This is a genomic window from Bradyrhizobium sp. Pa8, assembly GCF_052588265.1.
The window spans coordinates 3,876,594-3,901,927 of the sequence record NZ_CP176767.1 but is presented as its reverse complement, the minus strand read 5'-3'; the positions used below and the strand labels follow the sequence as shown (position 1 = coordinate 3,901,927).

The following is a 25,334-nucleotide window of genomic DNA, read 5'->3' as shown; positions in this document are numbered from 1 at the left end:
GTCAGCCACCGACCTTGCTGGGAAGACCCGCCGCCTTCCAGCCAAGCATGCCGCCGGCCAGATGCTTGTCATAAGGCAGACCCGCCGCCTGCGCCGCAAGCGAGGCCGTCACCGAGCGTTTTCCGGAGCGGCAGGCGAACACGACCTCCTTGCCCTGCGGATCGGGGATCGCCTTGGGATCGAAGGTCGAGAGCGGCACGACAACGCCGTAGGGATAGGCCTCGGCGTCGACCTCGTTCGGTTCGCGCACGTCGACGAGGAGATAGCGCCCTTCCGCGACACCCTTGGCGACCTCGTCCGGGGTCAGATCCTGTACCTGGTTTGCCACATCATCCTCCAACGTCCGAGCCTGCGCCGGGGCGATCCCGGCGGGCGGCAACCTCGCCTCTCGGCAGGCGAAAATCAAGCGCTACAAAGGCTTGAGCTGCATGCCGCAAGTTAAAGCTAAATCGCAGCGACTTGAAGTGCGGCTTTCAGGATGCCTGAAAATCCTGCTTCGCATCCCACCGCGCGCTCGGTGTCATTCCCCGCGGAAGCGGGGAATCCAGTACGCCGCGGCCTATCGATTCAACCACAATTGTCTCGGAGCACTGGGTCGCCCGGTCAAGCCGGGCGACGACGGCGGTGGCTCTAGATCGTCACCTGCGTTCCAACCTCGACCACGCGGCCGGATGGGATCTGGAAATAGTCGGTGGCGTCGTTGGCGGAGCGGCTGAGCGAGATGAACAGCCGGTCCTGCCAGCGCGGCATGCCGGAATGGGCGGCGGGCTTGAGCGCCCGGCGCGACAGGAAGAACGAGGTCGACATGATGTCGAACTGCCAGCCGAGCTTGCGGGCGATCGCCAGCGCCTTCGGCACATTGGGCGATTCCATGAAGCCGAACTTCAGCGTCACCTTGGAGAAGGTCGGTGAGATCTGCTCCAGCCTCACGCGCTCGGCCGGATCGATCCGCGGGGTCTGCGCGGTCTCGATGGTGAGAATGACATTCTTCTCATGCAGCACTTTGTAGTGTTTCAGACTATGCATCAGCGCGGTCGGGGCGCTGAGCGGGTCTGAGGTCAGGAACACCGCGGTGCCGGGCACGCGCTGCGGCGGCCGCTTCTCCAGCATCGCCACGAGGTCGGCGAGCGGGAATTCGAGCTTGCGCGACTTCTCGAACAGCAGCCGGCTGCCGCGCCGCCACGTGTACATCAGGATGATCATGAGCGCGCCGAGCGCGAGCGGCACCCAGCCGCCCTCGAACACCTTGAGCAGGTTGGCGGCGAGGAAGGTCAGGTCGAGGAACAGGAACGGCACGATCAGGGCGGCGGCAGCGAACGGCGACCACTTCCAGACCTTCCAGATCACGACGAAACCCATCATCGCCGTGACCACCATGGTCCCGGTGACGGAGATGCCATAGGCCGACGCCAGCGCGCTGGAGGAACGGAACAGCAGCACCAGCAGCACCACCGCGACCAGCAGGAGCTGGTTGATCCGCGGGATGAAGATCTGGCCCGAATGGGCTTCAGAGGTATGGCGAATTTCGAAGCGGGGCAGCAACCCGAGCTGAATCGCCTGGCGCGTCAGCGAATAGGCACCGGTGATGACGGCCTGGCTCGCGATCACCGTGGCGGCGGTGGCGAGAACGACCATGCAGCCGCGGAAGAAGCCTTGCGGGAACAGCTGGAAGAACGGGCTCACGATCGCGCCGGGATCGCCGAGGACGAGAGCGCCCTGCCCCAGATAGTTCAGCGCCAGCGACGGCAGCACGATGAACAGCCAGGCGGTCTGGATCGGCCGCTTGCCGAAATGGCCGAGGTCGGCATAGAGCGCCTCGGCGCCGGTGACCGCCAGGAACACGGCGCCCAGCGTCACGAAACCGATGATGCCGTGGTGGAACATGAAGGACACGGCGTAGAGCGGGTTCAGCGCGAACAGCACCTGCGGCTGCTCGATGATCGGGTGGATTGCCGCGATCGCGATCACCGCGAACCAGACGCACATCACGGGACCGAAGAACGCGGCGACGCGGGCGGTGCCGCGCGACTGTACGGCGAACAGGCCGACCAGGATGATCACGGTCAACGGAACGATGTAGGGCTCGAAGCGCAGGGTGACGTCCTTCATGCCTTCGATGGCCGATAGCACCGAAAGCGCCGGCGTGATCACGGCGTCGCCGTAGAACAGGGCGCCGGAAATGATGCCGAGCAGGACGATGGTCGCCCCGCCGGTACCGACCGCGCGCTGGGCCAGCGCCATCAGCGCCAGCGTGCCGCCCTCGCCATTGTTGTCGGCACGGAGCAGGATCACGACGTATTTGAGCGTCACCACCACGATGAGCGCCCACAGGATCAGCGACAGCACGCCGAGCACGGCGGCCGGCATCGGCACCCCCTCCGCGCCCGAGGCCGCCATCACCGCCTCGCGGAACGCGTAGAGCGGGCTGGTGCCGATATCGCCGTAGACGACGCCGATACTGCCGAGCGTCAGCGCACCGAAGCGGGCGGTGGTGTGGGCTTCGCCATGCCCATTGGCCGCCGCCGTTTCCGGGGCGGAAATCGCTACGTCACTTGTCATGGGAGAGCCCAGTGGCCTCTAGAATGCTTCACTGCACAACGGCGGAAGAGCGCGCGGCTTATAGTCCTGCGCTGCCGGCATAGCCTAGCCCGATTTTGGGCCCTTGCCATGCAAAATTTGCATGAGTTGGCCAATTGCGTTCAGATGGTGACCTGCGTGCCGACTTCAACCACCCGCCCGGTCGGAATCTGGAAATAGTCGGTGGCGTCGTTGGCGGACCGGCTCAGCGCGATGAAGAGGTGATCCTGCCACAGCGGCATGCCCGACTGCGCCGAGGCCTTGAGCGACCTTCGCGACACGAAGAACGAGGTCGACATGATGTCGAACTGCCAGCCCTGCTTGCGCGCAATCGCCAGCGCCTTCGGCACGTTCGGCTGCTCCATGTAGCCGAAGCGCAGCCTGACCTTGGAGAACTTGTCGCTGATCTTCTCCATGCGGAACCGCTCGGACAGGTCGACCCGCGGCGTGTGCGCGGTCTCGATGGTCAGGACCACGTTGTGCTCGTGCAGGACCTTGTTGTGCTTGAGGTTATGCAGCAGCGCGGTCGGCACGAAGGCGGGATCGCTGGTGAGGAACACCGCGGTGCCCTTGACGATGTGCGGCGGGCGCTTTTCGAGGCTGCGGATCAGGTCGTCGAGCGGCACCTCGATCCGGCGCGTCTTCTGGAGGAGGATGCCGGTCCCCTTGCGCCAGGTCCAGATGGTCCCGGCCATGACGACGCCGAACAGCAGCGGCACCCAGGCGCCCTCGAGCAGCTTGAGCAGATTGGCGCTGAAGAAGCTGATGTCGACCACGACGAAGGGCACGATCACCGCCGCGGCCGTCGCGGCGCGCCAGTTCCACAGTTTCCAGATCACGACGAAGCCCATGACGCCGTCGGCGACCATGGTGGTGGAGACCGCGATGCCGTAGGCCGAAGCCAGATTGCTGGGGGTGTGGAACAACAGCACCAGCAGCATCACGCCGATCAGCAGCAGCCGATTCACACGCGGCAGATAGATCTGGCCGGCATGGGTCTCGGAGGTGTAGCGCACCTCGAAGCGCGGCAGGAGACCAAGCTGCACCGCCTGATAGACCAGCGAATAGGCGCCGGTGATCACGGCCTGGCTCGCGATCACGGTCGCCGCGGTCGCAAGTCCAACCAGCGGCAGCACCAGACTCTCGGGCACCATGCGATAGAACGAATGCTCGATCGCGCTGGGATCGGACAGCACCAGCGCGCCCTGCCCGAAATAGTTGATCAAGAGCGCGGGCAGCACGAAGAACATCCAGGCCGACTGGATCGGCTTGCGGCCGAAATGGCCGAGATCGGCGTAGAGCGCCTCGCCGCCCGTCACCGCAAGGAACACGGCGCCGAGCGTCACCAGGCCGATCGTGCCGTGCGACAGCAGGAACTGCAGCGCGTAATAGGGATTGATGGCCGCCAGCACCGACGGATCGTCGGCGATGTGCACGGCGCCCATCACCGCAAGAACCGTGAACCAGACCACCATCACCGGCCCGAAGGCCGAGGCCACCAGCGCCGTCCCCTTGCTCTGGACCGCGAACAGCAGCACCAGGATGATGACGGTGAGCGGCACGACATAGTGTTCGAAGGCGGGGGTCACGAGCTTCAGACCCTCGACCGCCGACAGCACCGAGATGGCCGGCGTGATCATGGAATCGCCGATGAACATGGAGGCGCCGACCACGCCGAGCGCGAGCAGGAACCAGCTTCGCCGCCCGAGCGCCCGCTGGCCGAGTGCCATCAGCGAGAGCGTGCCGCCCTCCCCGTTATTGTCGGCGCGCAGCAGGAGCAGGACGTATTTGGCGGTGACGACGATAAAGAGCGCCCAGAGGATCAGCGAGAGCACGCCGAGCACCATGACCCGCGAGACCGGCTCGCCATGGGCCGCGCCCCTGACCGCCTCGTGGAATGCGTACAGCGGCGAGGTGCCGATATCGCCGAAGACAACGCCGATGCTTCCGAGCGTCAGGCCCCAGAAACCCGAGGTGACCGGCCCGTCCTGAGCGTCGGTCGATGTGATGCTCGCCGTCATGTGAGATGAGAAACGCTTCTTCCCGAGAATTGATCCGGCGCCTTTTGACCGTTCCGGCGCGCCTGTCAATCGGCACACCACCATAGCAGCCGCCGGGGCGGATGCTGTGACGGCGCAGCAACGATCGTCGCCAGCGCGACGACATGCCTCAGGTAAGATGGTAGCGCAAGTGCCTAGAGCCTTCCGCTCCGCGGGAAGCGCTTTACGGCTTCAAATTCGGCGGCAGCGGCGGATCCTCGCGCATCAGCGTGATCGTCACCCGCCGGTTGGCCGCGAGCGAGGGATCGTCCGGAAACAACGGCTGGGTGTCCGCCTTGCCGGCGACGGCGAAGATGTGGGATGGCGGCAGGCCCTCGCGTTCGAGGATCTGACGCACGGAATTGGCGCGATCGGCCGACAGGTCGAAGGCGCCATAGTCGCTGCGGGTCGGCACGAATCCGGCCGCGGTGTGGCCGGCGATGGAGACACGGAGCGGCGTTGCCTTCAGCGGGATCGCGAGCTTCTCGATCAGGCGGCGAGTGCGGTCATACGGCACCTTGGAGCCGTCGGCGAACATCGAGCGGCCATCCTGGTCGACGATCTCCAGGTTGAGCCCCTGTTTGGTCTCCTCGAACATGATGTGCTTGGACATCTCGGTCAGTTCCGGCATGTCCTGCAGCGCCTGGCGCAGCGAGGCCGCGGCGAGCGCGAAATTGCGGTCGACCTTGATCTTCGCGCCCGACGTGCGGTCGCGGTCCTCCTGATCCGGCGTCGGCGTGTTGGAGGCGTCCTCGGGCTGGATGTGGTCGACGTTCTTCAGCCGCGGGCGGGTCGGCAGGCCGTCGGACTCGACGATACCGGCGTAGCGCGCTTCGCTCTGCACGCCGAATGCGTCGCGCATGGAGCCGGCGACGATCTTCAGCTTGTTGGCGTCCTGCGTCGAGAACGCGACGAGCATCACGAAGAAGCTCATCATCAGGCCCATCAGGTCGGCGAAGGTCACGAACCAGCCGTGACCGCCACCGTGAGCATCGCCGCGCTTCTTCTTGGCCATCTCTCAGGATCCCGGGCGGCGGCGTTACGCCGGCACCGGCTCGCCCTCGGCGTGACGATGCTTCTCCGGCAGATAGGCCAGCAGCATTTCGCGCACGAGCGTCGGACTCTTGGAGTCGCGGATCATCAGGATGCCGTCGATGATCAGCGTGCGGTTGGTTTCCTCGTCGAGCAGCTTGCCGTGCAGCTTGTCGGCGATCGGCAGACAGAACAGGTTCGCGACGAGCGCACCGTAGAGGGTTGCGAGCAGCGCGGTCGCCATGAACGGGCCGAGCTTGGAGGGATCGGTCATGTTGGCGAACATCTGCACCATGCCGATCAGGGTACCGATCATGCCGAAGGCCGGGGCGCAGTCGCCGATGGCGCGGTAGATCTTGCTGCCTTCGTCGAGGTGCATGAGGAAGTTGTCGCGGTCACGCTCGAGATTGTCGCGGATGAAGTCGAGGTCGTAGCCGTCGGCGACGTAGCGGATGCCCTTGGCCAGGAACGGCTCGTCGGTCTCGACCTTTTCGAGGCCGACCGGGCCCTGCTTGCGGGCGATCTCGGCGATGCGGGCGAGCTCGTCGACGAGGTCGTGCGCCGACAGGCGGCTCATGGTGAAAGCGAACTTGGCGCCGAGCGGAAGGCCGTGCAGGAGCGCGCTGAGCGGAAAGCGGATCATGGTGGCGGAGATAGAGCCGCCGAAGATGATGATCATGGCATGTTCGGAGATGAACATGTGGAGGTCGCCGCCCATGAAGATCATCGCCGTAATGACGATGATGCCCGCAATGAGCCCGACGCTCGTCATGATATCCATGGGACACTCCAACGCGAACGCAACAACGGCCGTCCTGGCCGCTGGCGCGGCCCAACCCCGAACCGCATCGGAAACCCTAGAGTGCCGCCCTTAAAGCCGCGTAAAGGTTAAGTTGAGCCGGCGCGCCAGACCGGCGCAGCGCGCTGACAGGACGCCGGCTTTGCCCGCGACCGACGGGAATCTCAACACTTCGCTAACCATGATTGCGGGGCGCCAGGACAGCAGTTCAGGACGAAAGCCCGGTCAACTCGAGGCTGAGCGCGCGCAGGCGCCTGCGCGCGCCGGCATCGTAGGCCTGCGGATTGGCGCGCGTCTCGTTCATGCCGTTGAAGAACAGCCCGCTCTTGCCGGCGACGTCGTCGCCCTCGACGAGGTGCAGGATCGCCGCACCGCCCTGCTCCACCGTTGAGATCGGCGTGATCCCGCCGGCGCGCACCATCGTGGTGTTCATGTAGGTCGCCGGATGCAGCGCGTTGACGGTGATGCCCATACGCTTCAATTCCTCCGCGAAGTCGATGGTGAACATGATCTGCGCGAGCTTGCTCTGGGCGTAGGCACGTGAACCGCTGTAGCCCTTGCTGATCATGACGTCGTCGAAATCGATCGGATGCTGACCGAGGGAGGCAACATTGACGACGCGCGAAGGTGCCGCGGACCTCAACAGCGGTAACAGCAGGTGCGCAAGCAGGGAGCCCGAGAGGTAATTCACGGCAAAGCGCAGTTCATAGCCGTCCGGACTTTCCTGCCGTTGCGGTCCGTCGTTCTGCGAGCCGATGCCGGCGTTGCTGACGAACACATCGAGACGCTGGTGATCGCGGATAACGGCCGCGGCGAGTTCTCGCGCACCTGACATCGACGACAAGTCCGCCTGGTAGAATGTCGGCGCGGCGTGGCCGGCCTGCACGATCTGGTCGATCAGCGCCTTCGCGCGCACGGCATCGCGACCGTGGATCAGGACCCTCGCACCTGCTTCGGCCAGCCGGCGCGCGACGTGGCGGCCGACGCCGTCCGTTGAACCGGTGATCAGGACGGTTTTGCCGTTCATCTTCATTGAGCGTCCTCCGACTGCGGCCCTGCGCCACATCCGCGACGAGAGATCATGCAGTATTCTATCGCCGGGCGGCATGCTCCATCGCAGGAGCCGTTTTGCCATGTTGACGCTGTTCGGTCTTCTCACCGCGCTGCCCGCGGTACTGGCGCTCCACCTGCTCGAGCCGGAGCTCGTCCTGCCGACGTTCAGCGTCTTGCTGTTTGTCGAGGCGGGCTTTGCCGTGATCGCAGCGCGCTTGATTCACGTCCCTGATGATGCCGACAACATCACCCTCTGGGATCTCGCCGGCGGCTTCACCCTGATCGGATGCGCCGCCGCGGTCTTCGGCGAGCCGGATCAGGCCGCCCTGTTTCTGACGGAACAGGGCGGCCCACGGCCGGCAGCACCGCGGCCGTAAGTCGTTCGGTCGTCCTTAGTGAATCTCAGCCGAGCGCTTCAGCGCGGCCTTCAGCTTCTCCAGCGAGAAGTCGGGGCTGCGCGCGATCTCCAGGATCGGCGTCTCGCGGCGGCCGCAGAGCTCGGCAGCCTCGGGCAGCTTTGCCGCGATGTCGAGCGGGATCACAATCGCGCCATGCTGGTCGGCATGGATCAGATCGTCGGATTTCACGGTCATGCCGGCAACGCGGACCTCGCCGCCGAAGCTTTCCGCATGCACCCAGGCATGCGACGGGCCGATCGAGCCGGCCAGCGCCTGGAAGCCCGGGGCCCATTGCGGGATGTCGCGAATTGAGCCGTCGGTGATGACGCCGAGGCAACCGAGCGCCTTGTGCACGTTGCTCTGCACCTCGCCCCAGAACGCGCCGTAGCCGACGTCGGGACCGTCGATGTCCTGGATCACCGAGATGCGCGGACCGTGGCCGGTGCCGACATATTCGTAATATTCGATGCGGCGCTTGGATTGCTCCTCGGCCGGCAGCGAGGACTTCAGCACCGAGCGGATCGCAACCGTGCGGGCATAGCCGACGATCGGCGGCAGGTCGGGAAATGGGCAGACCAGTTGCTTGGTGGTGTAGCCGATCAACCGGCGCTCGGGCGCCACGATCTCCATGGCATTGCAGATCGTCGGAGTGTCATAGCGGCCCAGCGCTTCGAGGACGGAAGCGGGCAGCGGCCCGGTCGCGGTATCAGTCACGGCGTTCTCTCCCAGATTGGCGGCCGCTGTTGGCGCGGTGCCGCCGGCACAGGGCGATATAGCCGAGATCGGGCTTCAACCCAACTCGGCCGCCCTCATGGCAGATATCCGCGAAAACCGCTCAGTGCAGCCGTCCCGGCCGGTCGTCGTCCTCGTGCGGCGGCTCCGACAAATTGGCCAGCGTCGGCGCGGAAGGCGGCGACGGGACCTCGCCTCCCGACGGCGCGGTGGCCGCCATCGCGCGCGCCTGGTCGCGGTAGGATTTGTAGCCGAGCGGCAAACCGAGCAGATACAGCACCGTGCCGATCGACAGTACGTGCCAGGGATAGGCGATCAGGATGGCGATGAAGACGATCACCGCGACGAACGCCGGCAGCACCAGCTCGGGCGGCACGCGCATGCGCTTGGTCTTGCCGGAGAATACCGGCAGACGCGACACCATCAGGAAGGCGATCAGCAGCGTATAGGCCGCCGTCACCGCCGCGGGCAGCCGGCCGAGATCGAGAAACGCGACGTAGATCGGCAGCAGCACCGTGATCGCGCCGGCCGGCGCCGGCACACCGGTGAAGAAATTGGCGGCGAAGGCCGGCTTGTTCGGATCGTCCATGGTGGCGTTGAAGCGCGCGAGCCTCAAGCCCCCGGAGATCGCGAACACCATGGCGGCGATCCAGCCGGCATTGCCGAGCTCGTGCAGCTGCCAGAAGTACAGCATCAGGCCGGGCGCCACGCCGAAATTGACGAAGTCGGCGAGGCTGTCGAGCTCGGCGCCGAACTTGGACTGGCCCTTGATCATGCGTGCGACGCGACCATCGATGCCGTCGAGCGCGGCCGCGAACACGATGGCGTAGACCGCGAGCGTCATCCGCCCCTCGATCGACAGCCGGATCGACGTCAGGCCGGCGCAGATCGCCAGCAGCGTGATGACGTTGGGCACCAGCATCCGCACCGGGATCGGGCGGAACCGCCGGCGGCGCACGTCAGGATCTTTGAAATCGTAGGGGGTCATGGCTTACCTCAAGGCGAGATATAGCAAGCCGCGTCCCCCTCCGCCATTGCGGCGGAAGGCCCTGATGCACCGACCAATGGTTAATTGGCGCGGTAGGCGCGGCTTGGGTCGTCCCCGGCAAGATCGGCCAAAATCGTCTCTCCGGCGATCGCGGTCTGGCCTTCCGACACCAGCGCCTTGGTGCCCAGCGGCAGATAGACGTCGAGGCGCGAGCCGAAGCGGATCAGGCCAAACCGCTCGCCCGCCCCGATCGCCTGCCCTTCCCTAACGAAGCAGACGATGCGCTTGGCGACGAGCCCCGCGATCTGGATCACACCGATCCTGGCCGTCGGCGTCGTGATCACGAGCGAGTTGCGCTCATTGTCCTCGCTCGCCTTGTCGAGCTCGGCGTTGATGAACAGGCCTGGCCGGTAGGCGATGCGGTCCACCCTGCCCGCGATCGGGCTGCGGTTCACATGGCAGTTGAACACGCTCATGAACACCGAAATGCGCGGCAGCGGCCGGTCGCCGAGCCCGAGCTCGGCCGGCGGCAGCGCCATGGTGATCATCGAGACACGGCCGTCGGCCGGCGACACCACGAGCCCCTCGCGCACCGGCGTCACGCGCACGGGGTCGCGGAAGAACAGCGCGCACCACACGGTCAGGATCGTGCCGATCCACCCGAGCGGCGACCACAGCCAGAACAGGATCAGGCTTGCCAGCGCAAAGCCGCCAATGAAGGGATAGCCCTCCTTGTGGATCGGCGGGATCTGACGCTGGATCGAATCGAGGATGGACATCGCTATCTGCCGCCTGGGAGTTGATGGCGCCGGGTCGCCCCCGCGCGGTGGAGTTGTTTAGGCCAGAGTTGGGACCCGAGACAAGGTCACTCCGCGGCCGCGGATGTCGCGAGGGCGTCATCGACCGGCGGCGGCTCCCGGTTGGGCGCCTCGCTGGAATCCGCCATCTTGGCCAGTTTCTCGCGTGCCGCCTCGGCCTCGCGCTGCCTGTTCCACATGCTGGCATAGAGGCCGCCCTGCGCGAGCAGCTTGGCGTGGGTGCCCCGCTCGGCGATGCGGCCCTGGTCCAGCACGATGATCTCGTCGGCGCCGACGATGGTGGAAAGCCGGTGCGCGATCACCAGCGAGGTGCGGTTCTTCGCCACGCGGTCGAGCGCGCCCTGGATCTCGTGCTCGGTGTGGGTGTCCAGCGCCGAGGTCGCCTCATCCAGCACCAGGATCGGCGGCGCCTTGAGCACGGTGCGCGCGATGGCGACGCGCTGCTTCTCGCCGCCGGACAGCTTCAAGCCGCGCTCGCCGACCTGGGTCTCGTAACCCATCGGCGCCATGCGGATGAAATGGTCGATCTGCGCCAGCCGCGCCGCCTCTTCGACCTCGGCATCATCGGCATCCCAGCGACCGTAGCGGATGTTGTAGCGGATGGTATCGTTGAACAGCACCGTATCCTGCGGCACCATTCCGATCGAGGCGCGCAGTGAATCCTGCGTGACCTCGCGGATGTCCTGCCCGTCGATCAGGATCTTGCCGCCGGAGACGTCGTAGAGGCGGAACAACAGACGCGAAATCGTCGACTTGCCCGCGCCCGACGGGCCGACGATCGCGACCGTCTTGCCGGCCGGCACCTCGAAGCTGATGCCCTTGAGGATCGGCCGCGTCGGCTCATAGGCAAAGCGCACGTCCTCGAAACGCAGATTGCCGGCCGAGACCACCAGCGGCTGCGCATCGGGCATGTCCTTGATCTCGGCCTCGCGTCCGATCACGCCAAACATCTTCTCGATGTCGATGATCGCCTGCTTGATCTCGCGATAGACCATGCCCATGAAATTCAGCGGCTGGTAGAGCTGGATCATCATGGCATTGACCAGCACGAAATCGCCGACCGTGTTGGTGCCGTTGCGCACGCCGATCGCGCACATCAGCATGGTCGCGGTCAGCCCGAGCGTGAAGATCACGGCCTGGCCGGTGTTGAGCACCGCGAGCGAGGTATAGGCCTGAACGCTCGACTCCTCGTAGCGCGCGACCGACTTGTCGTAACGCTGCGCCTCGCGCGTCTCCGCGCTGAAATATTTCACGGTCTCGTAGTTGAGCAGCGAGTCGATCGCCTTGGTGTTCGCCTCGGTGTCGGAATCGTTCATCTTGCGGCGGATGCCGATCCGCCACTCGGTCGCGATGTAGGTGTAGTACATGTAGACCGCGACCGTGATCAGCGTCGCCACCACGTAGCGCCAGTCGAACTGCCACAGCAGCACCGCCAGCAGCAGCGTGACCTCGACGATGGTCGGGATCAGCTGCAGGATCACCATGCGCACGATGACCTCGATGCCCTCGCGGCCGCGCTCGAGCACGCGCGTCAAGCCGCCGGTCTTGCGCTCGAGGTGGAAGCGCAGCGACAGCTCGTGCATGTGGATGAAGGTGATGGTGGCGAGCTTGCGCACCGCATGCATGGCGACGCGGGCAAAGATGCCGTCGCGCCATTGCGTCAGCACCGCCATCAGGATGCGCGTCACGCCATAGCTTGCGGTCAGCAGCAATGGCGAGGCGATCACCCAGAGATGCCAGTTGTCGGGCTGCACCGGCGCGGTGTTGGCGCCGGTCAGCGCATCCGTCGCCCATTTGAAGCTGAACGGCACGGTCAGCGTGATCAGCTTGGCGGCGAGCAGCAGCACCATCGACCAGACCACCCGCATCTTCAGGTCGAAACGGTCGCCCGGCCAGATATAGGGCCAAAGATGCGCCAGCGTGCCCATCAGCGTGGCCCGCTCCAGCGGTCCCCCCGCGGGAGGATCGGGAACGTCTGCGCCGTCGAACGATTGAGGTTGGTCCATCAAGAAGCCTGAAGGCCCGCCGGGTGCGGGCAGCGTTACGATTTGCGATTTTCGCCCGTCATATAAAGCCTTCCCGATGCCAGCGCACCCCGCCAGATGGCGAATCTTTGATTGTTTGTCGCCATTTACCGGTAGATTTCCGGGGGATCCGAATCACCGATTGGGCTTGACGCCCCTTCGCTGCAATGCATCATGGCACCAATGAGCACGATCAAAACTGTCTGTGTCTATTGCGGCTCCGGCCCAGGAACCAATCCCAGCTTCACCGAAGGCGCCAAGGCGTTCGGCAAGGCCCTCGCCGAGAACAAGATCCGCCTGGTCTATGGCGGCGGCTCGCTCGGCCTGATGGGCTCGGTCGCGACCTCCGTGCTCGATCACGGCGGCACCGTCACCGGCATCATTCCCGAATTCCTCCGCAAGCGCGAAAACGCGCTGACGCGCGTGCAGGAGATGATCGTCACCCCCGACATGCACGAGCGCAAGCGGCTAATGTTCGAGCGCTCCGACGCCTTCGTGGCACTGCCGGGCGGCGTCGGCACGCTCGAAGAGCTGGTGGAGCAGCTGACCTGGAAACAGCTCGGCCGTCACGCCAAGCCGGTGCTGCTCGCCAACTTCGACAATTTCTGGGAGCCGCTGTTCTCGCTGCTGTCGCACATGCGCCAGACCGAGTTCATCCGCGCCGGCCTTTCGGTCGACATCCTCAAGGCCGATCGCGTCGAGGATATTCTGCCGAAGCTGAAGGCGGCAGCGGCGCAGATCGCCGAATCTGAAACGCAGCTCGCCCCGGAAGTGGCGCGCAAGCTCTAGCGTCCTACTCCGCCGGAAACGTCACCGCCTCGATCCGGTTGCCATCGGGATCGGTCACGAAGGCCGCGTAGTAGCGCACGCGGTCATGCGGGCGGATGCCCGGCGCGCCGTCGGACGCACCGCCGGCGGACAGCGCCGCGGCGTGAAACGCATCGACCTCGGCCGTCGTCTTCGCCCGCAGGCAGATGTGCACGCCGCTCTCCGCTGCTACGTGCGGTATCCCCTCGCGTAAGTTGATCCAGAACTCGGGATAGGCCTTGCCGAAGCCGATCGTCCGTGGCCGCACGACGAGCCGCGCGAGCCCGAGGGCAGCGAGCGTAGCCTCATAGAATGTCGCGGAGCGATCGAGATCGGTGACGCCGACGGAGATGTGGTCGATCATTGGTCGCACTCCCCCTCTCTCCCCTCGTCATTGCGAGGAGCGAAGCGACGAAACAATCCAGACTGCTACCGCGGAAAGACTCTGGATTGCTTCGCTTCGCTCGCAATGACGGCGTTTGTGGTCGCACCGTCCCCTTACGCCGGCGCCCCCGACTTCACCAGCTTGTAGATCACCGAATCCATCAGCGCCTGGAACGAGGCGTCGATGATGTTCGGGGACACGCCGACCGTGGTCCAGCGATCGCCGTTCTCGTCCTCGCTCTCGATCAGCACGCGCGTGACCGCGCCGGTGCCGCCGTTGAGGATACGGACGCGGTAGTCGATCAGCGTCAGGCCCTCGATGTACTTCTGGTACTTGCCGAGATCCTTGCGCAGCGCGACGTCGAGCGCGTTGACGGGGCCGTTGCCTTCGGCGGCCGAGATCAAGCGCTCGCCGGCAACGTCGACCTTGACCACTGCAAGTGCGACGGTGACGCGCTCGCCGTGCGAATTGTAGCGCTGCTCGACATTGACGTCGAACTGCTCGACCTCGAAATAATGCGGCACCTTACCGAGCGTGCGCCGCGCCAAGAGGTCGAACGAGGCGTTGGCGGATTCATAGGCGTAGCCCGCCGCCTCACGCTCCTTCAGCTCCTCGACGAGGCGCGTCAGCTTCGGATCGCTCTTCTCATAGGCAATGCCGGCCCGGTCCAGCTCCGCGATGACGTTGGAGCGTCCGGCCTGGTCGGACACCAGCACCTTGCGATGATTGCCGACCAATTCCGGCAGCACGTGCTCATACGTCTGCGGGTCCTTCAGCACGGCGGAAGCGTGAATGCCGGTCTTGGTGACGAAAGCACTCTCGCCGACATAGGCCGCATGCCGGTTCGGCACGCGGTTGAGCATGTCGTCGAGCGTTCGCGAGACCTTGACGAGAGTAGCGAGCTTTTCGGGCGTGACGCTGATCTCGAAGGCGTCGGAAAACTCCTTCTTGAGCTTCAGCGTCGGGATCAGCGAGCACAGATTGGCGTTGCCGCAGCGCTCGCCAAGGCCGTTCAAGGTGCCCTGGATCTGCCGCGCGCCGGCGCGCACCGCGGCGAGCGAATTGGCCACGGCCTGCTCGGTGTCGTTATGGGCGTGGATGCCGACATGGTCGCCCGGGATGTGCTTCGTCACCTCGGCGACAACAGCCTCGATCTCGTTCGGCATGGTGCCGCCGTTGGTGTCGCACAGCACCACCCAGCGCGCGCCGGCCTCATAGGCGGCCTTGGCGCAGGCCAGCGCGAAGGTTGAATCCTCCTTGTAGCCGTCGAAGAAGTGCTCGCAGTCGAGCATGACCTCGCGGCCCGCAGCCTTCGCCGCCGCGACGCTGTCGCGGATCGACGCCAGATTTTCTTCCTTCGTCGTCTCCAGCGCGACACGCACCTGATAGGCGGATGACTTCGCCACGAAGCAGATCGCATCGGCCTTCGCTTCAAGGAGCCCGGCCACGCCGGGATCGTTGGAGACCGAGCGCCCTGCCCGGCGCGTCATGCCGAAGGCGGTGAAGCGCGCATGCTTGAGTTTGGGCTTGGTGCCGAAGAACTCGGTGTCGGTCGGATTGGCGCCGGGATAGCCGCCCTCGACATAGTCGATGCCGAGATCGTCGAGCATCGCCGCGATGACCTGCTTGTCGGTCAGGGTGAAATCGACGCCGTTGGTCTGCGCCCCGTCGCGCAGCGTGGTGTCGAACAGATAGAGACGCTCCTTGCTCATTGCGCGGCTCCGAGTGTCTTCTTCATCGTGGTGTTGGCGAGCCACTCGTCGTTGATGGTGATGCTGTTACGCTGCATGGCGACATAGCCGCGCTTGGCGAAGAAGTTCTGCGCGGTGTCGCTGGCATCGACCGATAGGCTGGTCGCGCCGCGGCCGCCGGCGAGCTTCTCCAGCGCGTCCACCAGCATGGTCGCGATGCCCTGACCGGTCACGGCGGGATGCACATAAAGCATGCGGATGTGATCGGCCCCGCGCAGCGAGGCGAAGCCGACGGGCGAGCCCTCCAGCGTGGCGACCAGCGTCAGGTCGGCCGCGAGCCGCTTGCCGAACTCTTCGCTCTCCGCCGCCTCCATCCAGGCCTGCTGCTGCGCCTCGTTGTAGTCTTCGCCGGTCAGCTCCTCGATGCTTGCCGTGAAGATCGCGGCGAGGACCGGCACGTCATCAGGCAGGAACGGCCGCAAGCCGGGCTTCGGGTGTGCTTGTGCCATCGTCTTCACCACATCCCATAGAGTTTCAGCGCCAACGCCACGGCGGCGCCGAGCAGCAGGATTTTCAGCGCGATGTAATAGAGCCAATGCCGCGGAAAAGGCGTGTCGGGCCGCTTCATCGCGCGACCTCCCAGGTCGTCCCGTCCTTGGAGTCCTTGATCGCAACGCCCATCGCGGCAAGCAGATCGCGAATGCGGTCGGACTCTTTGAAGTCCTTGCGGCTACGGGCGGCCGTCCGCTCCGAGATCAGGCGTTCGACTTCCGTGGCATCGACCCCGCTGGCCTGCTGCTTGCGCCCTTCCCACTGCGCAGCGCTTTCGGCGAGGAAGCCGAGCAGGCGCAACGAGCCCGCCAGCGCGCTCACGTCGCTGCCACGCAGGCCATGCAGCGCCGCGATCGCCAGCGGCGTATTGAGGTCGTCGAGCAGCGGCTCGACCACGGACGCGGCCGGCCGGCCGGGCTCGGCATCGGCCGCGACCCGATACCAGTCGTCGAGCGTCCTGGCGCTCTCCTCCAGCGACTTCAGCGTCCAGTCGATCGGCGAGCGGTAATGCGTCTTCAGCATGTTCAGACGCAGCACTTCCCCCGGCCAGTCCGCGAGCAGCTCGTGGATGGTGACGAAGTTGCCGAGCGACTTCGACATCTTCTCACTCTCGACCTGGAGGAAGCCGTTGTGCATCCAGTAGTTCGCCATGCGCTGCTGGTGGAAGGCACAGCAGGTTTGCGCTACCTCGTTCTCGTGATGCGGAAACACGAGGTCGATACCGCCGCCGTGGATGTCGAAATACTCGCCGAGATGCTTCCAGGCCATGGCCGAGCACTCGATGTGCCAGCCCGGGCGTCCCTGCGCGGCGATCCCGGCCGGCGATGGCCATGACGGCTCGCCCGGCTTGGACGGCTTCCACAGCACGAAGTCGGTATTGCCCTTCTTGTAGGGCGCGACGTCGACGCGGGCACCGGCGACCATCTCGTCCAGCGAGCGATTGGACAGCGCGCCATAGCGCGGCAGGCCGGAATTGGCCGCGTTCATCGCCGGCGGCGAGAACAGCACATGATCCTCGGCTGCATAGGCAAAGCCGCCGGCGATCAGCCTCTCGATGATCTCGCGCATCTCGCCAATATGCTCGGTCGCGCGCGGCTCGACGCTCGGCCGAAGCGCGCCGAGCGCGTCGACGTCGGCGTGGAATTGCTTGCCCGTCTGCTCGGTGACTTTCCGGATCGCCTCGTTCAGCGGCAGGCCGGGAAAATCGCGCGCGGCGCGGTCGTTGATCTTGTCGTCGACGTCGGTGATGTTGCGGACATAGGTCACGTGCGCTTCGCCATAGAGATGGCGCAGCAGCCGAAACAGCACGTCGAACACGATCACCGGCCGCGCATTGCCGATATGGGCGAAGTCGTAGACGGTCGGTCCGCAGACATACATGCGGACGTTCTTTGCATCGAGCGGCACGAAGGTGCGCTTGTCCCGGCTCAGCGTATCGTAGAGGCGCAATTCCATATGGATACCCGTCGGCTGTTGGCCGGGCGTCCAGTGCTCTCAATGCTTTTGAGAAAAGACGGCTCCAGCCAGCGAATCGCTAGCTCGTAATCTCGCGGCAAATGCCACAAATGGCGAGGAGACCGTACATGCGGCCACATATGGGCTATCAGGCGCCCCCGCGTCAAGAGAGCCGCGAAAACGCCGTTTTATCTCCGCAAAGCACGGCCGCCCCGCCTTGATGGTTCATCATCCTTAACCTTTTGAGTTTACTTGGAAGCCGGCGGTTCCCTAAAGCCCCGGTGCACCCATGCGATCCCTGCTCGCGCTCGTCTCTTGTGCCTCCATCATCGCGGCATCCAGCGCGTTCGCCGAGACCCGCGTCTTTATCATCGCCAACCAGGCGGACGGCTACGGTGTCGACCAGTGCCTCGCCAAGGGTGAGAAATGCGGCGCACAGGTCGCGCGCACCTATTGCCAGTCACGCGATTTTGCCCAGGCCTCGGCCTATCGCCGGGTCGATCCCGACGAAATTACCGGCTCTGTCCCCAAAACCGGCACAAACTGCTCCCATGGCCATTGCGACGAATATGTTGCAATCACCTGCCAGCGCTGAATTCCCTCGGAGCTGGCGGACCTTAGGACCAGTTTTCGGCCCCTGAAACGACGTGACGATGCCGCAGGAAGCGGCTATTGGAGGGCGCGCGTCGGCCCCCAAAATCGCATTGGAAGTCACTTGGGGCCGTGACCTCGCTAGAATGGCGGATATGCCTGAATTTTTGTCTCTCTCCCGTGCTCGCTCCATCCTTGCCTGCACTGTGCTTCTGAGCACGGTCGTGCTCGCCAACGGTGCTTTCGCGCAAGCCGGCCCGCCCGGCCCGCCGCCTCAGCCCGGCCAGAACGGGCTTGGACCAAATCCGATGTGCGTGCGGCTGGAAGGCCAGCTCGCCGCGCTCGATCGTGGCGGCGGCGGTGGCGACCCCGCGCGCGAAGACCAGATCCGCCGCTATCAGGATTCCCAGGCCAAGCAGCAGGCCGAGCTCGACCGCGTCACCATGCAGGCCAAGCGCATGGGCTGCGATTCCTCCGGCTTCTTCTCGCTGTTCAACGGCCAGTCGGCGCAATGCGGCCCGGTCAACACCCAGATCCAGCAGATGCGCGCCAATCTGGACCAGATCACCGGCAATCTCGAACGCCTGCGCGGCGGCGGCCCCGGCGGCTTCAGCCCGGAGCGCGACAACCAGCGCCGCTCGGTGCTGGCGGCGCTGGCGCAGAACAATTGCGGCCCGCAATATGCCAACGCCGCGCAATCGCAAGGCGGCGGCAACTTCCTGAACAATCTGTTCGGCGGCGGCGGCAACAACCCCAACAATCCGCAAGGCGTGCCGCCCTCCGATCTCGGGCCGCAATCCGGCACCTACCGCACCGTGTGCGTGCGCACCTGCGACGGCGCCTATTTCCCGGTCTCGTTTGCCACCGTGCCGGCGCGCTTCCCCGACGACGAGAAGACCTGCAAGGCGCTGTGCCCGGCCGCGGAAGCCGTGCTCTATACCCATCGCAATCCCGGCGAGGACATGAACTCCGCGGTCTCCACCAGCGGCCAGCCCTACACGGCGCTGCCGACCGCGTTCAAATTCCGCAGCGAGTTCAACCCGTCCTGCTCCTGCAAGGCCGCGGGCCAGACCTGGGCCGACGCGCTGAAATCCGCCGACGACAAGGCGGCGGCCGAGCAGCAGGGTGACATCATCGTCACCGAGGAGAGCGCCAAGAAGATGCAGCAGCAGCGGCTCAACAAGGGCACGCCTGCGACGGCCAAGAAGGGCGCGGCTCCCGCGCCGACGACGGCCAGCGCACCGGCTGCGGCAGCGCCCGCGGATACCGGCACGGCCACCAATTCGTCGGAGAACAAGCCGATCCGCTCGGTCGGCCCGACGTTCCTGCCGCAGCAGCAGAAGTAGGCCGTAACCCGTCATGCTCGCGAAGGCGGCCGCCAGGTGCGGCCGTTTCGCTGTTACTGCTTACCCTCGCGGCTCCACGGGAAGAGATTGGCCGGAAAGTCCGCTGCGTAGCGCTTTCCCTTCGGGGGCGGCGGCGGCTCGTCCGGAGGATTCGGATTCGGCTCGACCACCCGCCGATAGAGGTGCCAGGTGGCATGACCGAGCACCGGCAGGACGACAGCGAGACCGACGAAGAACGGCAACGAGCCGATCACGAGCAGTGCCGCGACGATGACGCCCCATCCGGCCATCGCAACCGGATTCGCCGCCACCGCTCGGAGCGACGTGCGGATCGCGTCGATCGCGGTCGCGTGCCGGTCGAGCATCAATGGAAACGACACGACGCTGACGCACAAGGCCACAACCGCAAACAGGAAGCCGACACCGCAACCGACGAGAATGAGCGACCAGCCTTCCGGCGTCGTCAGCACCCGCGTTGCGAAGTCGGGAATGCTTGCGGCCGCCGCGTGACCGAAGATCGTGACATAGATTGCGTTCGCGACACCGATCCAGGCCCCGAACAGGACCAGCAGGAGCACGCCGAGCTCGACCATGGCGCCGAACGACGGCGCGCGCAGCACCTTGATCGCATCCCAAGCATCGACCTCCTCGCCGCGCTCGCGACGGCGGCTGAGTTCATAGAGACCGATCGCGGCAAAAGGGCCGATCAAGGCAAAGCCGGCAGCCAGCGGAAACAGGAGCGGCAGCACCGAATAGCCGAGAACCATCCTGAACAGGACGAGACCGAGAACAGGATAAATCACGCACACGACGATCGCGTGGCTCGGCATCGCCTGGAAATCCTCCCAACCCAGGCGCAGGGCCTCGGTCAGGTCGGACAAGCTGATCTTGCGAATGGGATAGGAGGCCGCTTCGCCGAACAGGTGCCGCTTTACGATGTTGTCGGAATAAAGAGTGGCCATGGACACACCCTCCTCTGCTGAAAGTCGCGGCGGCAAACGGCGCGCTTTCCGGCCGCGCGTATCCGCCCTTATGTGCGGGAGACGCGATCGAGCCGAGTACGGCAGTTCCAGGCTCAACGAGGAAGGAGCTTAGCCGGACGAAACCCGTCGCGACCTGCGCCCCGAGCTTAACGCGCGCGATCTGGAATGACCAGCGCTGCCGGCTGGGTGAATTGTGCGTCGCATATTTTGTGCGATGCATCACATCGAGAATGCGACCGACGCTCGCCAGATTGCACAGCAACATGGATCGCCCACGCCGCCTAAGCGTGTTGACATGCTATTGACGCCGGGTTCGCGGGGGATCATTTTAAAAGTCTGGACGCCCCCAGCGGTCGCGGTCTTCCTCTTGAACATCGCGACCGGTTGAATGGGCGAGGCAAGAGGCGCCGCGATGGCGCATATGTCAGCATAGATGTCCGCGTAGAGAAAGTCCGCCATCGCGACATACATGAGCTCCGCCCTGGATTCGTATCCGTAGCCTTCGATGGCAAGGATGGATCAGGATGGCTGTCGCTCTGATACTGCTTCTGGTCGCGATCGGCTCGGTGCTGTTTCACCTCTACAGCCCGTGGTGGTGGACGCCGATCGCCACGAACTGGGCCTATATCGACCACACCATCAACATCACGTTCTGGATCACGGGCTTCGTTTTCGTCGCGGTCATCGCCTTCATGGCGTATTGCGTCTTCCGCTTTCACCACAAAGAGGGAAGACGGGCCGACTACAACCCCGAAAACAAAAAGCTCGAATGGTGGCTGAGCGTCGGGACCGGCGTCGGAGTCGCGGCCATGCTGGCGCCTGGCCTCGTGGTCTGGCACCAGTTCGTGACGGTGCCCGCGGATGCCACCGAGGTCGAGGTCATGGGCCAGCAATGGCAATGGAGCTTCCGCCTTCCGGGCAAGGATGGACGGCTGGGCACATCCGATGTCCGCAACATCGCTTCTGACAATCCGATGGGACTCAATCGTGACGACCCGCACGCGCAGGACGACGTCGTGATCGAGAACGGCGACCTGCACCTTCAAATGGGAAAGCCGGTCAAGGTTCTTCTCCGCTCGGTTGATGTCCTGCACGATTTCTACGTGCCCGAATTTCGCGCCAAGATGGACATGGTCCCCGGCATGGTGACCTATTTCTGGATAACGCCGATCCGAACCGGAACGTTCGATGTTCTATGTGCGGAGCTTTGTGGCGCTGCTCATTATCAAATGCGGGCCAAGGTCATCGTCGACGAAGAGCGTGAATATCACGCTTGGCTGGAGCAACAAAAGACGTTTGCCGAATTGTCGCCGGCAAGAGCTGTCGTGAAAGCGACGTACCAATCCGGCGGCAGGTAGCAGGCTGCCCGCCGCGAAGATGGATCGGGTGCACGAGGCCAACGCCTCACCCCCGATGGAAACGACCGAGGAGGTTTCTATGGTCGATATTCCATATGAAGGGATCGCAGGCATCCCGCCTGCCGAAGTACCTGAAGTCGAGCTCTATCATCCAAGGAGCTGGTGGACACGGTATGTCTTCTCGCAGGACGCCAAGGTGATCGCCATTCAGTACTCGCTGACGGCCTCGGCCATCGGGCTGGTGGCCCTGGTGCTGTCGTGGCTGATGCGACTGCAACTGGGATTCCCCGGCACCTTCTCTTTCATCGATGCCAACCAGTACCTCCAGTTCATCACCATGCACGGCATGATCATGGTGATCTATCTGCTCACCGCATTGTTCCTCGGCGGCTTCGGCAACTACCTGATCCCACTGATGGTGGGCGCCCGGGACATGGTCTTCCCTTATGTGAACATGCTGAGCTACTGGGTCTATCTGCTCGCAGTCCTGGTGCTGGCCTCGACATTCTTCGTGCCCGGCGGCCCCACCGGCGCCGGCTGGACGCTATACCCGCCGCAAGCCATCCTCTCCGGAACGCCCGGGCAGGATTGGGGCATCATTCTCATGATGGCGTCCCTGATCCTGTTCATCATCGGCTTCACGATGGGCGGCTTGAACTATGTGGTCACGGTGCTGCAGGCGCGCACCCGCGGCATGACGTTGATGCGCCTGCCCCTGACCGTGTGGGGCATTTTCACAGCGACCGTCATGGCGCTGCTCGCATTCCCCGCACTCTTCGTTGCCTCGGTGATGCTGCTGCTCGACCGTCTCCTGGGAACCAGCTTCTTCATGCCCTCCCTCGTCGAGATGGGACAGCTGTCGAAATATGGCGGCGGCAGCCCGCTACTCTTCCAGCACCTGTTCTGGTTCTTCGGCCACCCCGAGGTCTACATCGTCGCCCTGCCTGCCTTCGGCATCGTCTCCGATCTAATCAGCACGCATGCGCGCAAGAACATCTTCGGTTATCGCATGATGGTCTGGGCCATCGTGGGGATTGGTGCGCTCAGCTTCGTCGTGTGGGCGCACCACATGTATGTGAGCGGCATGTTCCCGCAATTCGGGTACTTCTTCGCCACCACGACGCTCATCATCGCGATCCCCACCGCGATTAAGGTCTACAACTGGGTGCTGACCCTGTGGCGCGGCGACATTCATCTCCGGGTGCCGATGCTGTTCGCCCTCGGCTTCATCATCACCTTCGTGAATGGCGGCCTCACCGGCCTCTTCCTCGGCAACGTCGTCGTGGACGTGCCCCTCTCGGACACCATGTTCGTGGTCGCGCATTTCCACATGGTGATGGGCGTGGCGCCGATCATGGTCGTGCTGGGCGCGATCTATCATTGGTACCCCAAGGTCACGGGACGGATGCTGAACGACGTCCTCGGCAAGTTTCACTTCTGGGTCACCTTCCTCGGCGCCTACCTGATCTTCTTCCCCATGCACTATCTTGGACTGCTCGGGGTTCCGCGCCGGTATTTCGAACTCGGCGACACGGCGTTCATCCCGTCCTCGGCCCATACACTGAACGCCTTCATCTCCGTGGTGGCCTTGACCGTCGGCTTCAGCCAGATGGTGTTCCTGTTCAATCTTGCCTGGAGCCTGTTCAAGGGTGAGGCCTCAGGCGGCAATCCGTGGCGGGCGACGACGCTGGAGTGGCAGACGCCGGAGACGCCCCCGGGGCACGGCAACTGGGGCAAGGAGCTCCCGGTCGTGTACCGCTGGGCCTATGACTACAGTGTGCCTGGTGCCGCGGAGGACTTCATTCCGCAGAACCAGCCGCCACGCGGGACGCAGCTCGTTCAGGGAGCTGCTTCGTGAGCGCCATCATCCTGTTCCTGGCTGTGCTTGCGGTGATCGCCGGATGGTGGCTGTCGCAGCAGCGGCTGATGGCCAAGCCCTGGCTGGAGGAAGGCTCGGTGGGTGACTTCCCCGGCGGCGATAGCATGACCTGGCCGGCGGCGAAGGTCGGACTTGGCGTGTTTCTCGCCGTCGCCAGCGCATTATTCGTCCTCTTCATCAGCGCCTACTCGATGCGCATGAGCGTGGTGGACTGGCGGCCGCTGCCGGTACCGCGGCTGCTGTGGGTCAACACGGGCGTCCTGGTCCTGAGCAGTGTCGCGCTGCAATGGTCGTACGTGGCTGCTGGGCGACACGATACCGAGAGCGTCAAGATCGGTCTGCTCGCGGGCGGAGCATCTGCCGTGATCTTCCTCGCCGGACAGCTCCTGGCCTGGCAACGGCTCGGGGCTGCCGGATATTTCGTGGCGTCCAATCCGGCGAATTCCTTCTTCTACCTGTTGACCGCTGTGCACGGGCTGCATCTGACGGGCGGCCTGGTGGCCCTCGGGCGAACCTCGGCCAAGGTGTGGCGCGGCACCGAGATCGCCGAGGTGCGATTGAGCGTGGAGCTGTGCGCCATCTACTGGCATTTCCTGCTGCTGGTCTGGCTTGTCCTGCTCGGTCTTCTCACGGGCTGGACCGACGATTTCGTCAACATCTGCCGTCAATTGCTGAGCTAGGGAGGCGAGACCAGATGGCTGAAACCGTGCTGACACATTCGGGCCAATCGCCTGCGCGGCTTGAAGGCTGGCGCGGCATCGCCGCCGACTGGGCGTCCGATCAGCGTGCCTTCAAGAACGTGTCCTGGGGCAAGGCCATGATGTGGATCTTCCTCCTCAGCGACACCTTCATCTTCAGTTGCTTCCTGCTCTCCTACATGACGGCGCGCATGTCCACGACCGTGCCGTGGCCGAATCCCAGCGAAGTCTTCGCGCTCAATATCGGGGGCAACCACATCCCCCTGATCCTGATCGCCATCATGACCTTTATCCTGATCAGCAGCAGCGGCACGATGGCGATGGCCGTCAATTTCGGCTACCGCCGCGATCGCGTCAGAACCGCGGCCTTGATGCTGGTCACGGCGGCCTTCGGCGCAACCTTCGTCGGAATGCAGGCCTTCGAATGGACCAAGCTGATCATGGAGGGCGTCCGGCCCTGGGGCAATCCGTGGGGTGCACCGCAGTTTGGTGCAAGCTTCTTCATGATCACCGGCTTCCACGGCACCCACGTGACGATCGGCGTGATCTTCCTGATCGCCATCGCGCGGAAGGTCTTGCGCGGCGACTTCGACGTCGAGAGGCGCGGCTTCTTCACGAGCCGCAAGGGCTATTACGAGATCGTCGAGATCACGGGCCTGTACTGGCACTTCGTCGATCTCGTGTGGGTGTTCATCTTTGCATTGTTCTATCTTTGGTGAGGTCGGCGCATGACAAACGCGACGGTACACATGGAAGGCCAGCTTCACGCTCCGGCGCACGGCGCAGTCGCAACAGCAGCCGTGCACGCCAAGGGGCAACAGCACCCGATCAGGCTCTACCTCGTGGTCTGGGGCTGGCTGTTTGTCCTCAGCACGTGCTCCTACCTCGTCGACTACTTTGGCCTACACGGCTACCCCAGGTGGTCGCTGATCCTGCTGTTCATGGTGTTGAAGGCCGGCCTGATCGTCGCCGTCTTCATGCACATGGCCTGGGAGCGGCTGGCCCTCGCCTATGCCATCCTGCTGCCACCGATCGCAGTAATGGTGTTTGTGACAATCATGGTGCTCGAATCCGAATACACGCACCTCCTGCGGGTTCTGTTCTTCGCAACCCCGTCATAGGGTCCGCT

The 25,334-nt window shown here is 64.5% G+C and carries 24 protein-coding genes; 9 read left to right on the top strand and 15 right to left on the bottom strand.

Annotated features, from left to right (window positions below; all coding sequences use genetic code 11):
- Nucleotide 1: 1 nt before the first annotated feature.
- The 6 genes from ACKWRH_RS17395 to ACKWRH_RS17370 all read right to left on the bottom strand — a co-directional run bounded on the left by ACKWRH_RS17395 (nt 2) and on the right by ACKWRH_RS17370 (nt 7,480).
- On the bottom strand, nt 2–328 hold the full coding sequence (locus ACKWRH_RS17395; RefSeq protein ID WP_445221573.1) for a rhodanese-like domain-containing protein: 327 nt from the start codon (nt 326–328) through the stop codon (nt 2–4).
- 302 nt (nt 329–630) lie between these two features.
- The gene (locus tag ACKWRH_RS17390; RefSeq protein WP_445221572.1) at nt 631–2,559 is read right to left on the bottom strand and encodes a potassium transporter Kup; all 1,929 of its coding nucleotides are present in this window, start codon (nt 2,557–2,559) and stop codon (nt 631–633) included.
- Between the two features lie 140 nt (nt 2,560–2,699).
- The gene (locus ACKWRH_RS17385; RefSeq protein WP_445221571.1) at nt 2,700–4,598 is read right to left on the bottom strand and encodes a potassium transporter Kup; all 1,899 of its coding nucleotides are present in this window, start codon (nt 4,596–4,598) and stop codon (nt 2,700–2,702) included.
- 202 nt (nt 4,599–4,800) lie between these two features.
- Entirely contained in the window at nt 4,801–5,631 is an 831-nt protein-coding gene (locus ACKWRH_RS17380) for a flagellar motor protein MotB (RefSeq protein ID WP_354237857.1), read from the bottom strand.
- A gap of 24 nt (nt 5,632–5,655) precedes the next feature.
- Nucleotides 5,656–6,429, bottom strand: a complete 774-nt coding sequence (locus ACKWRH_RS17375; protein ID WP_014496127.1) for a motility protein A — start codon at nt 6,427–6,429, stop codon at nt 5,656–5,658.
- A gap of 226 nt (nt 6,430–6,655) precedes the next feature.
- Nucleotides 6,656–7,480 carry an SDR family NAD(P)-dependent oxidoreductase gene (locus ACKWRH_RS17370; protein WP_445221570.1) on the bottom strand — a complete coding sequence of 275 codons (825 nt, stop codon included), beginning with the start codon at nt 7,478–7,480 and terminating at the stop codon, nt 6,656–6,658.
- Between the two features lie 100 nt (nt 7,481–7,580).
- Here ACKWRH_RS17370 and ACKWRH_RS17365 point away from each other — a divergent pair, with 100 nt between their 5' ends.
- Complete coding sequence (locus tag ACKWRH_RS17365; RefSeq protein WP_445221569.1) at nt 7,581–7,877, top strand: hypothetical protein; 297 nt, start codon at nt 7,581–7,583, stop codon at nt 7,875–7,877.
- 15 nt (nt 7,878–7,892) lie between these two features.
- On the opposite strand, the gene ACKWRH_RS17360 is transcribed toward ACKWRH_RS17365, so the two are convergent.
- The 4 genes from ACKWRH_RS17360 to ACKWRH_RS17345 form a co-directional block, all read right to left on the bottom strand.
- Nucleotides 7,893–8,612 (bottom strand): RraA family protein, encoded by a 720-nt coding sequence (locus ACKWRH_RS17360; protein ID WP_028170868.1) that lies wholly within the window; start codon nt 8,610–8,612, stop codon nt 7,893–7,895.
- A 121-nt stretch (nt 8,613–8,733) separates the two neighbouring features.
- The gene (locus ACKWRH_RS17355; protein ID WP_445221568.1) at nt 8,734–9,618 is read right to left on the bottom strand and encodes a CDP-alcohol phosphatidyltransferase family protein; all 885 of its coding nucleotides are present in this window, start codon (nt 9,616–9,618) and stop codon (nt 8,734–8,736) included.
- An 80-nt stretch (nt 9,619–9,698) separates the two neighbouring features.
- Complete coding sequence (locus tag ACKWRH_RS17350) at nt 9,699–10,397, bottom strand: phosphatidylserine decarboxylase (protein ID WP_071915128.1); 699 nt, start codon at nt 10,395–10,397, stop codon at nt 9,699–9,701.
- Between the two features lie 86 nt (nt 10,398–10,483).
- The gene (locus ACKWRH_RS17345; RefSeq protein WP_445221567.1) at nt 10,484–12,442 is read right to left on the bottom strand and encodes an ABCB family ABC transporter ATP-binding protein/permease; all 1,959 of its coding nucleotides are present in this window, start codon (nt 12,440–12,442) and stop codon (nt 10,484–10,486) included.
- 201 nt (nt 12,443–12,643) lie between these two features.
- Between ACKWRH_RS17345 and ACKWRH_RS17340 the strand changes: the two genes are divergently transcribed.
- Entirely contained in the window at nt 12,644–13,249 is a 606-nt protein-coding gene (locus tag ACKWRH_RS17340; RefSeq protein ID WP_445221566.1) for an LOG family protein, read from the top strand.
- Between the two features lie 4 nt (nt 13,250–13,253).
- Here the strand turns inward: ACKWRH_RS17340 and ACKWRH_RS17335 are convergent, their stop codons facing one another.
- The 4 genes from ACKWRH_RS17335 to cysS all read right to left on the bottom strand — a co-directional run bounded on the left by ACKWRH_RS17335 (nt 13,254) and on the right by cysS (nt 17,350).
- On the bottom strand, nt 13,254–13,631 hold the full coding sequence (locus tag ACKWRH_RS17335; protein WP_445221565.1) for a VOC family protein: 378 nt from the start codon (nt 13,629–13,631) through the stop codon (nt 13,254–13,256).
- A 134-nt stretch (nt 13,632–13,765) separates the two neighbouring features.
- Complete coding sequence (cimA, locus tag ACKWRH_RS17330; RefSeq protein ID WP_445221564.1) at nt 13,766–15,364, bottom strand: citramalate synthase; 1,599 nt, start codon at nt 15,362–15,364, stop codon at nt 13,766–13,768.
- Nucleotides 15,361–15,852 carry a GNAT family N-acetyltransferase gene (locus ACKWRH_RS17325; protein ID WP_445221563.1) on the bottom strand — a complete coding sequence of 164 codons (492 nt, stop codon included), beginning with the start codon at nt 15,850–15,852 and terminating at the stop codon, nt 15,361–15,363. The genes cimA and ACKWRH_RS17325 overlap by 4 nt, the downstream gene beginning before the upstream one ends.
- Before the next feature lie 115 nt (nt 15,853–15,967).
- The gene (gene cysS, locus ACKWRH_RS17320) at nt 15,968–17,350 is read right to left on the bottom strand and encodes a cysteine--tRNA ligase (RefSeq protein ID WP_445221562.1); all 1,383 of its coding nucleotides are present in this window, start codon (nt 17,348–17,350) and stop codon (nt 15,968–15,970) included.
- Between the two features lie 289 nt (nt 17,351–17,639).
- Here cysS and ACKWRH_RS17315 point away from each other — a divergent pair, with 289 nt between their 5' ends.
- Both ACKWRH_RS17315 and ACKWRH_RS17310 read left to right on the top strand, forming a co-directional pair.
- Entirely contained in the window at nt 17,640–17,945 is a 306-nt protein-coding gene (locus tag ACKWRH_RS17315; protein WP_445221561.1) for a hypothetical protein, read from the top strand.
- A 142-nt stretch (nt 17,946–18,087) separates the two neighbouring features.
- Nucleotides 18,088–19,287: a DUF2865 domain-containing protein gene (locus ACKWRH_RS17310; RefSeq protein WP_445221560.1), complete on the top strand. Its 1,200-nt coding sequence runs from the start codon at nt 18,088–18,090 to the stop codon at nt 19,285–19,287.
- 53 nt (nt 19,288–19,340) lie between these two features.
- On the opposite strand, the gene ACKWRH_RS17305 is transcribed toward ACKWRH_RS17310, so the two are convergent.
- Nucleotides 19,341–20,249: a DUF2189 domain-containing protein gene (locus ACKWRH_RS17305; protein ID WP_445221559.1), complete on the bottom strand. Its 909-nt coding sequence runs from the start codon at nt 20,247–20,249 to the stop codon at nt 19,341–19,343.
- Nucleotides 20,250–20,794: 545 nt separating this feature from the next.
- On the opposite strand from ACKWRH_RS17305, the gene ACKWRH_RS17300 reads away from it, so the two are divergent.
- From ACKWRH_RS17300 to ACKWRH_RS17280, 5 genes are all read left to right on the top strand, one after another.
- On the top strand, nt 20,795–21,628 hold the full coding sequence (locus ACKWRH_RS17300) for a cytochrome c oxidase subunit II (protein WP_445221558.1): 834 nt from the start codon (nt 20,795–20,797) through the stop codon (nt 21,626–21,628).
- 79 nt (nt 21,629–21,707) lie between these two features.
- The gene (locus ACKWRH_RS17295; RefSeq protein WP_445221557.1) at nt 21,708–23,486 is read left to right on the top strand and encodes a cbb3-type cytochrome c oxidase subunit I; all 1,779 of its coding nucleotides are present in this window, start codon (nt 21,708–21,710) and stop codon (nt 23,484–23,486) included.
- Complete coding sequence (locus ACKWRH_RS17290) at nt 23,483–24,187, top strand: cytochrome c oxidase subunit 3 (RefSeq protein ID WP_445221556.1); 705 nt, start codon at nt 23,483–23,485, stop codon at nt 24,185–24,187. The genes ACKWRH_RS17295 and ACKWRH_RS17290 overlap by 4 nt, the downstream gene beginning before the upstream one ends.
- A 14-nt stretch (nt 24,188–24,201) precedes the next feature.
- Nucleotides 24,202–24,924, top strand: coding sequence for a heme-copper oxidase subunit III family protein (locus ACKWRH_RS17285; RefSeq protein ID WP_445221555.1), 723 nt, complete (start codon nt 24,202–24,204; stop codon nt 24,922–24,924).
- A gap of 9 nt (nt 24,925–24,933) precedes the next feature.
- Nucleotides 24,934–25,326, top strand: coding sequence for a cytochrome C oxidase subunit IV family protein (locus ACKWRH_RS17280; protein WP_445221554.1), 393 nt, complete (start codon nt 24,934–24,936; stop codon nt 25,324–25,326).
- The last annotated feature ends 8 nt before the right edge of the window (nt 25,327–25,334 follow it).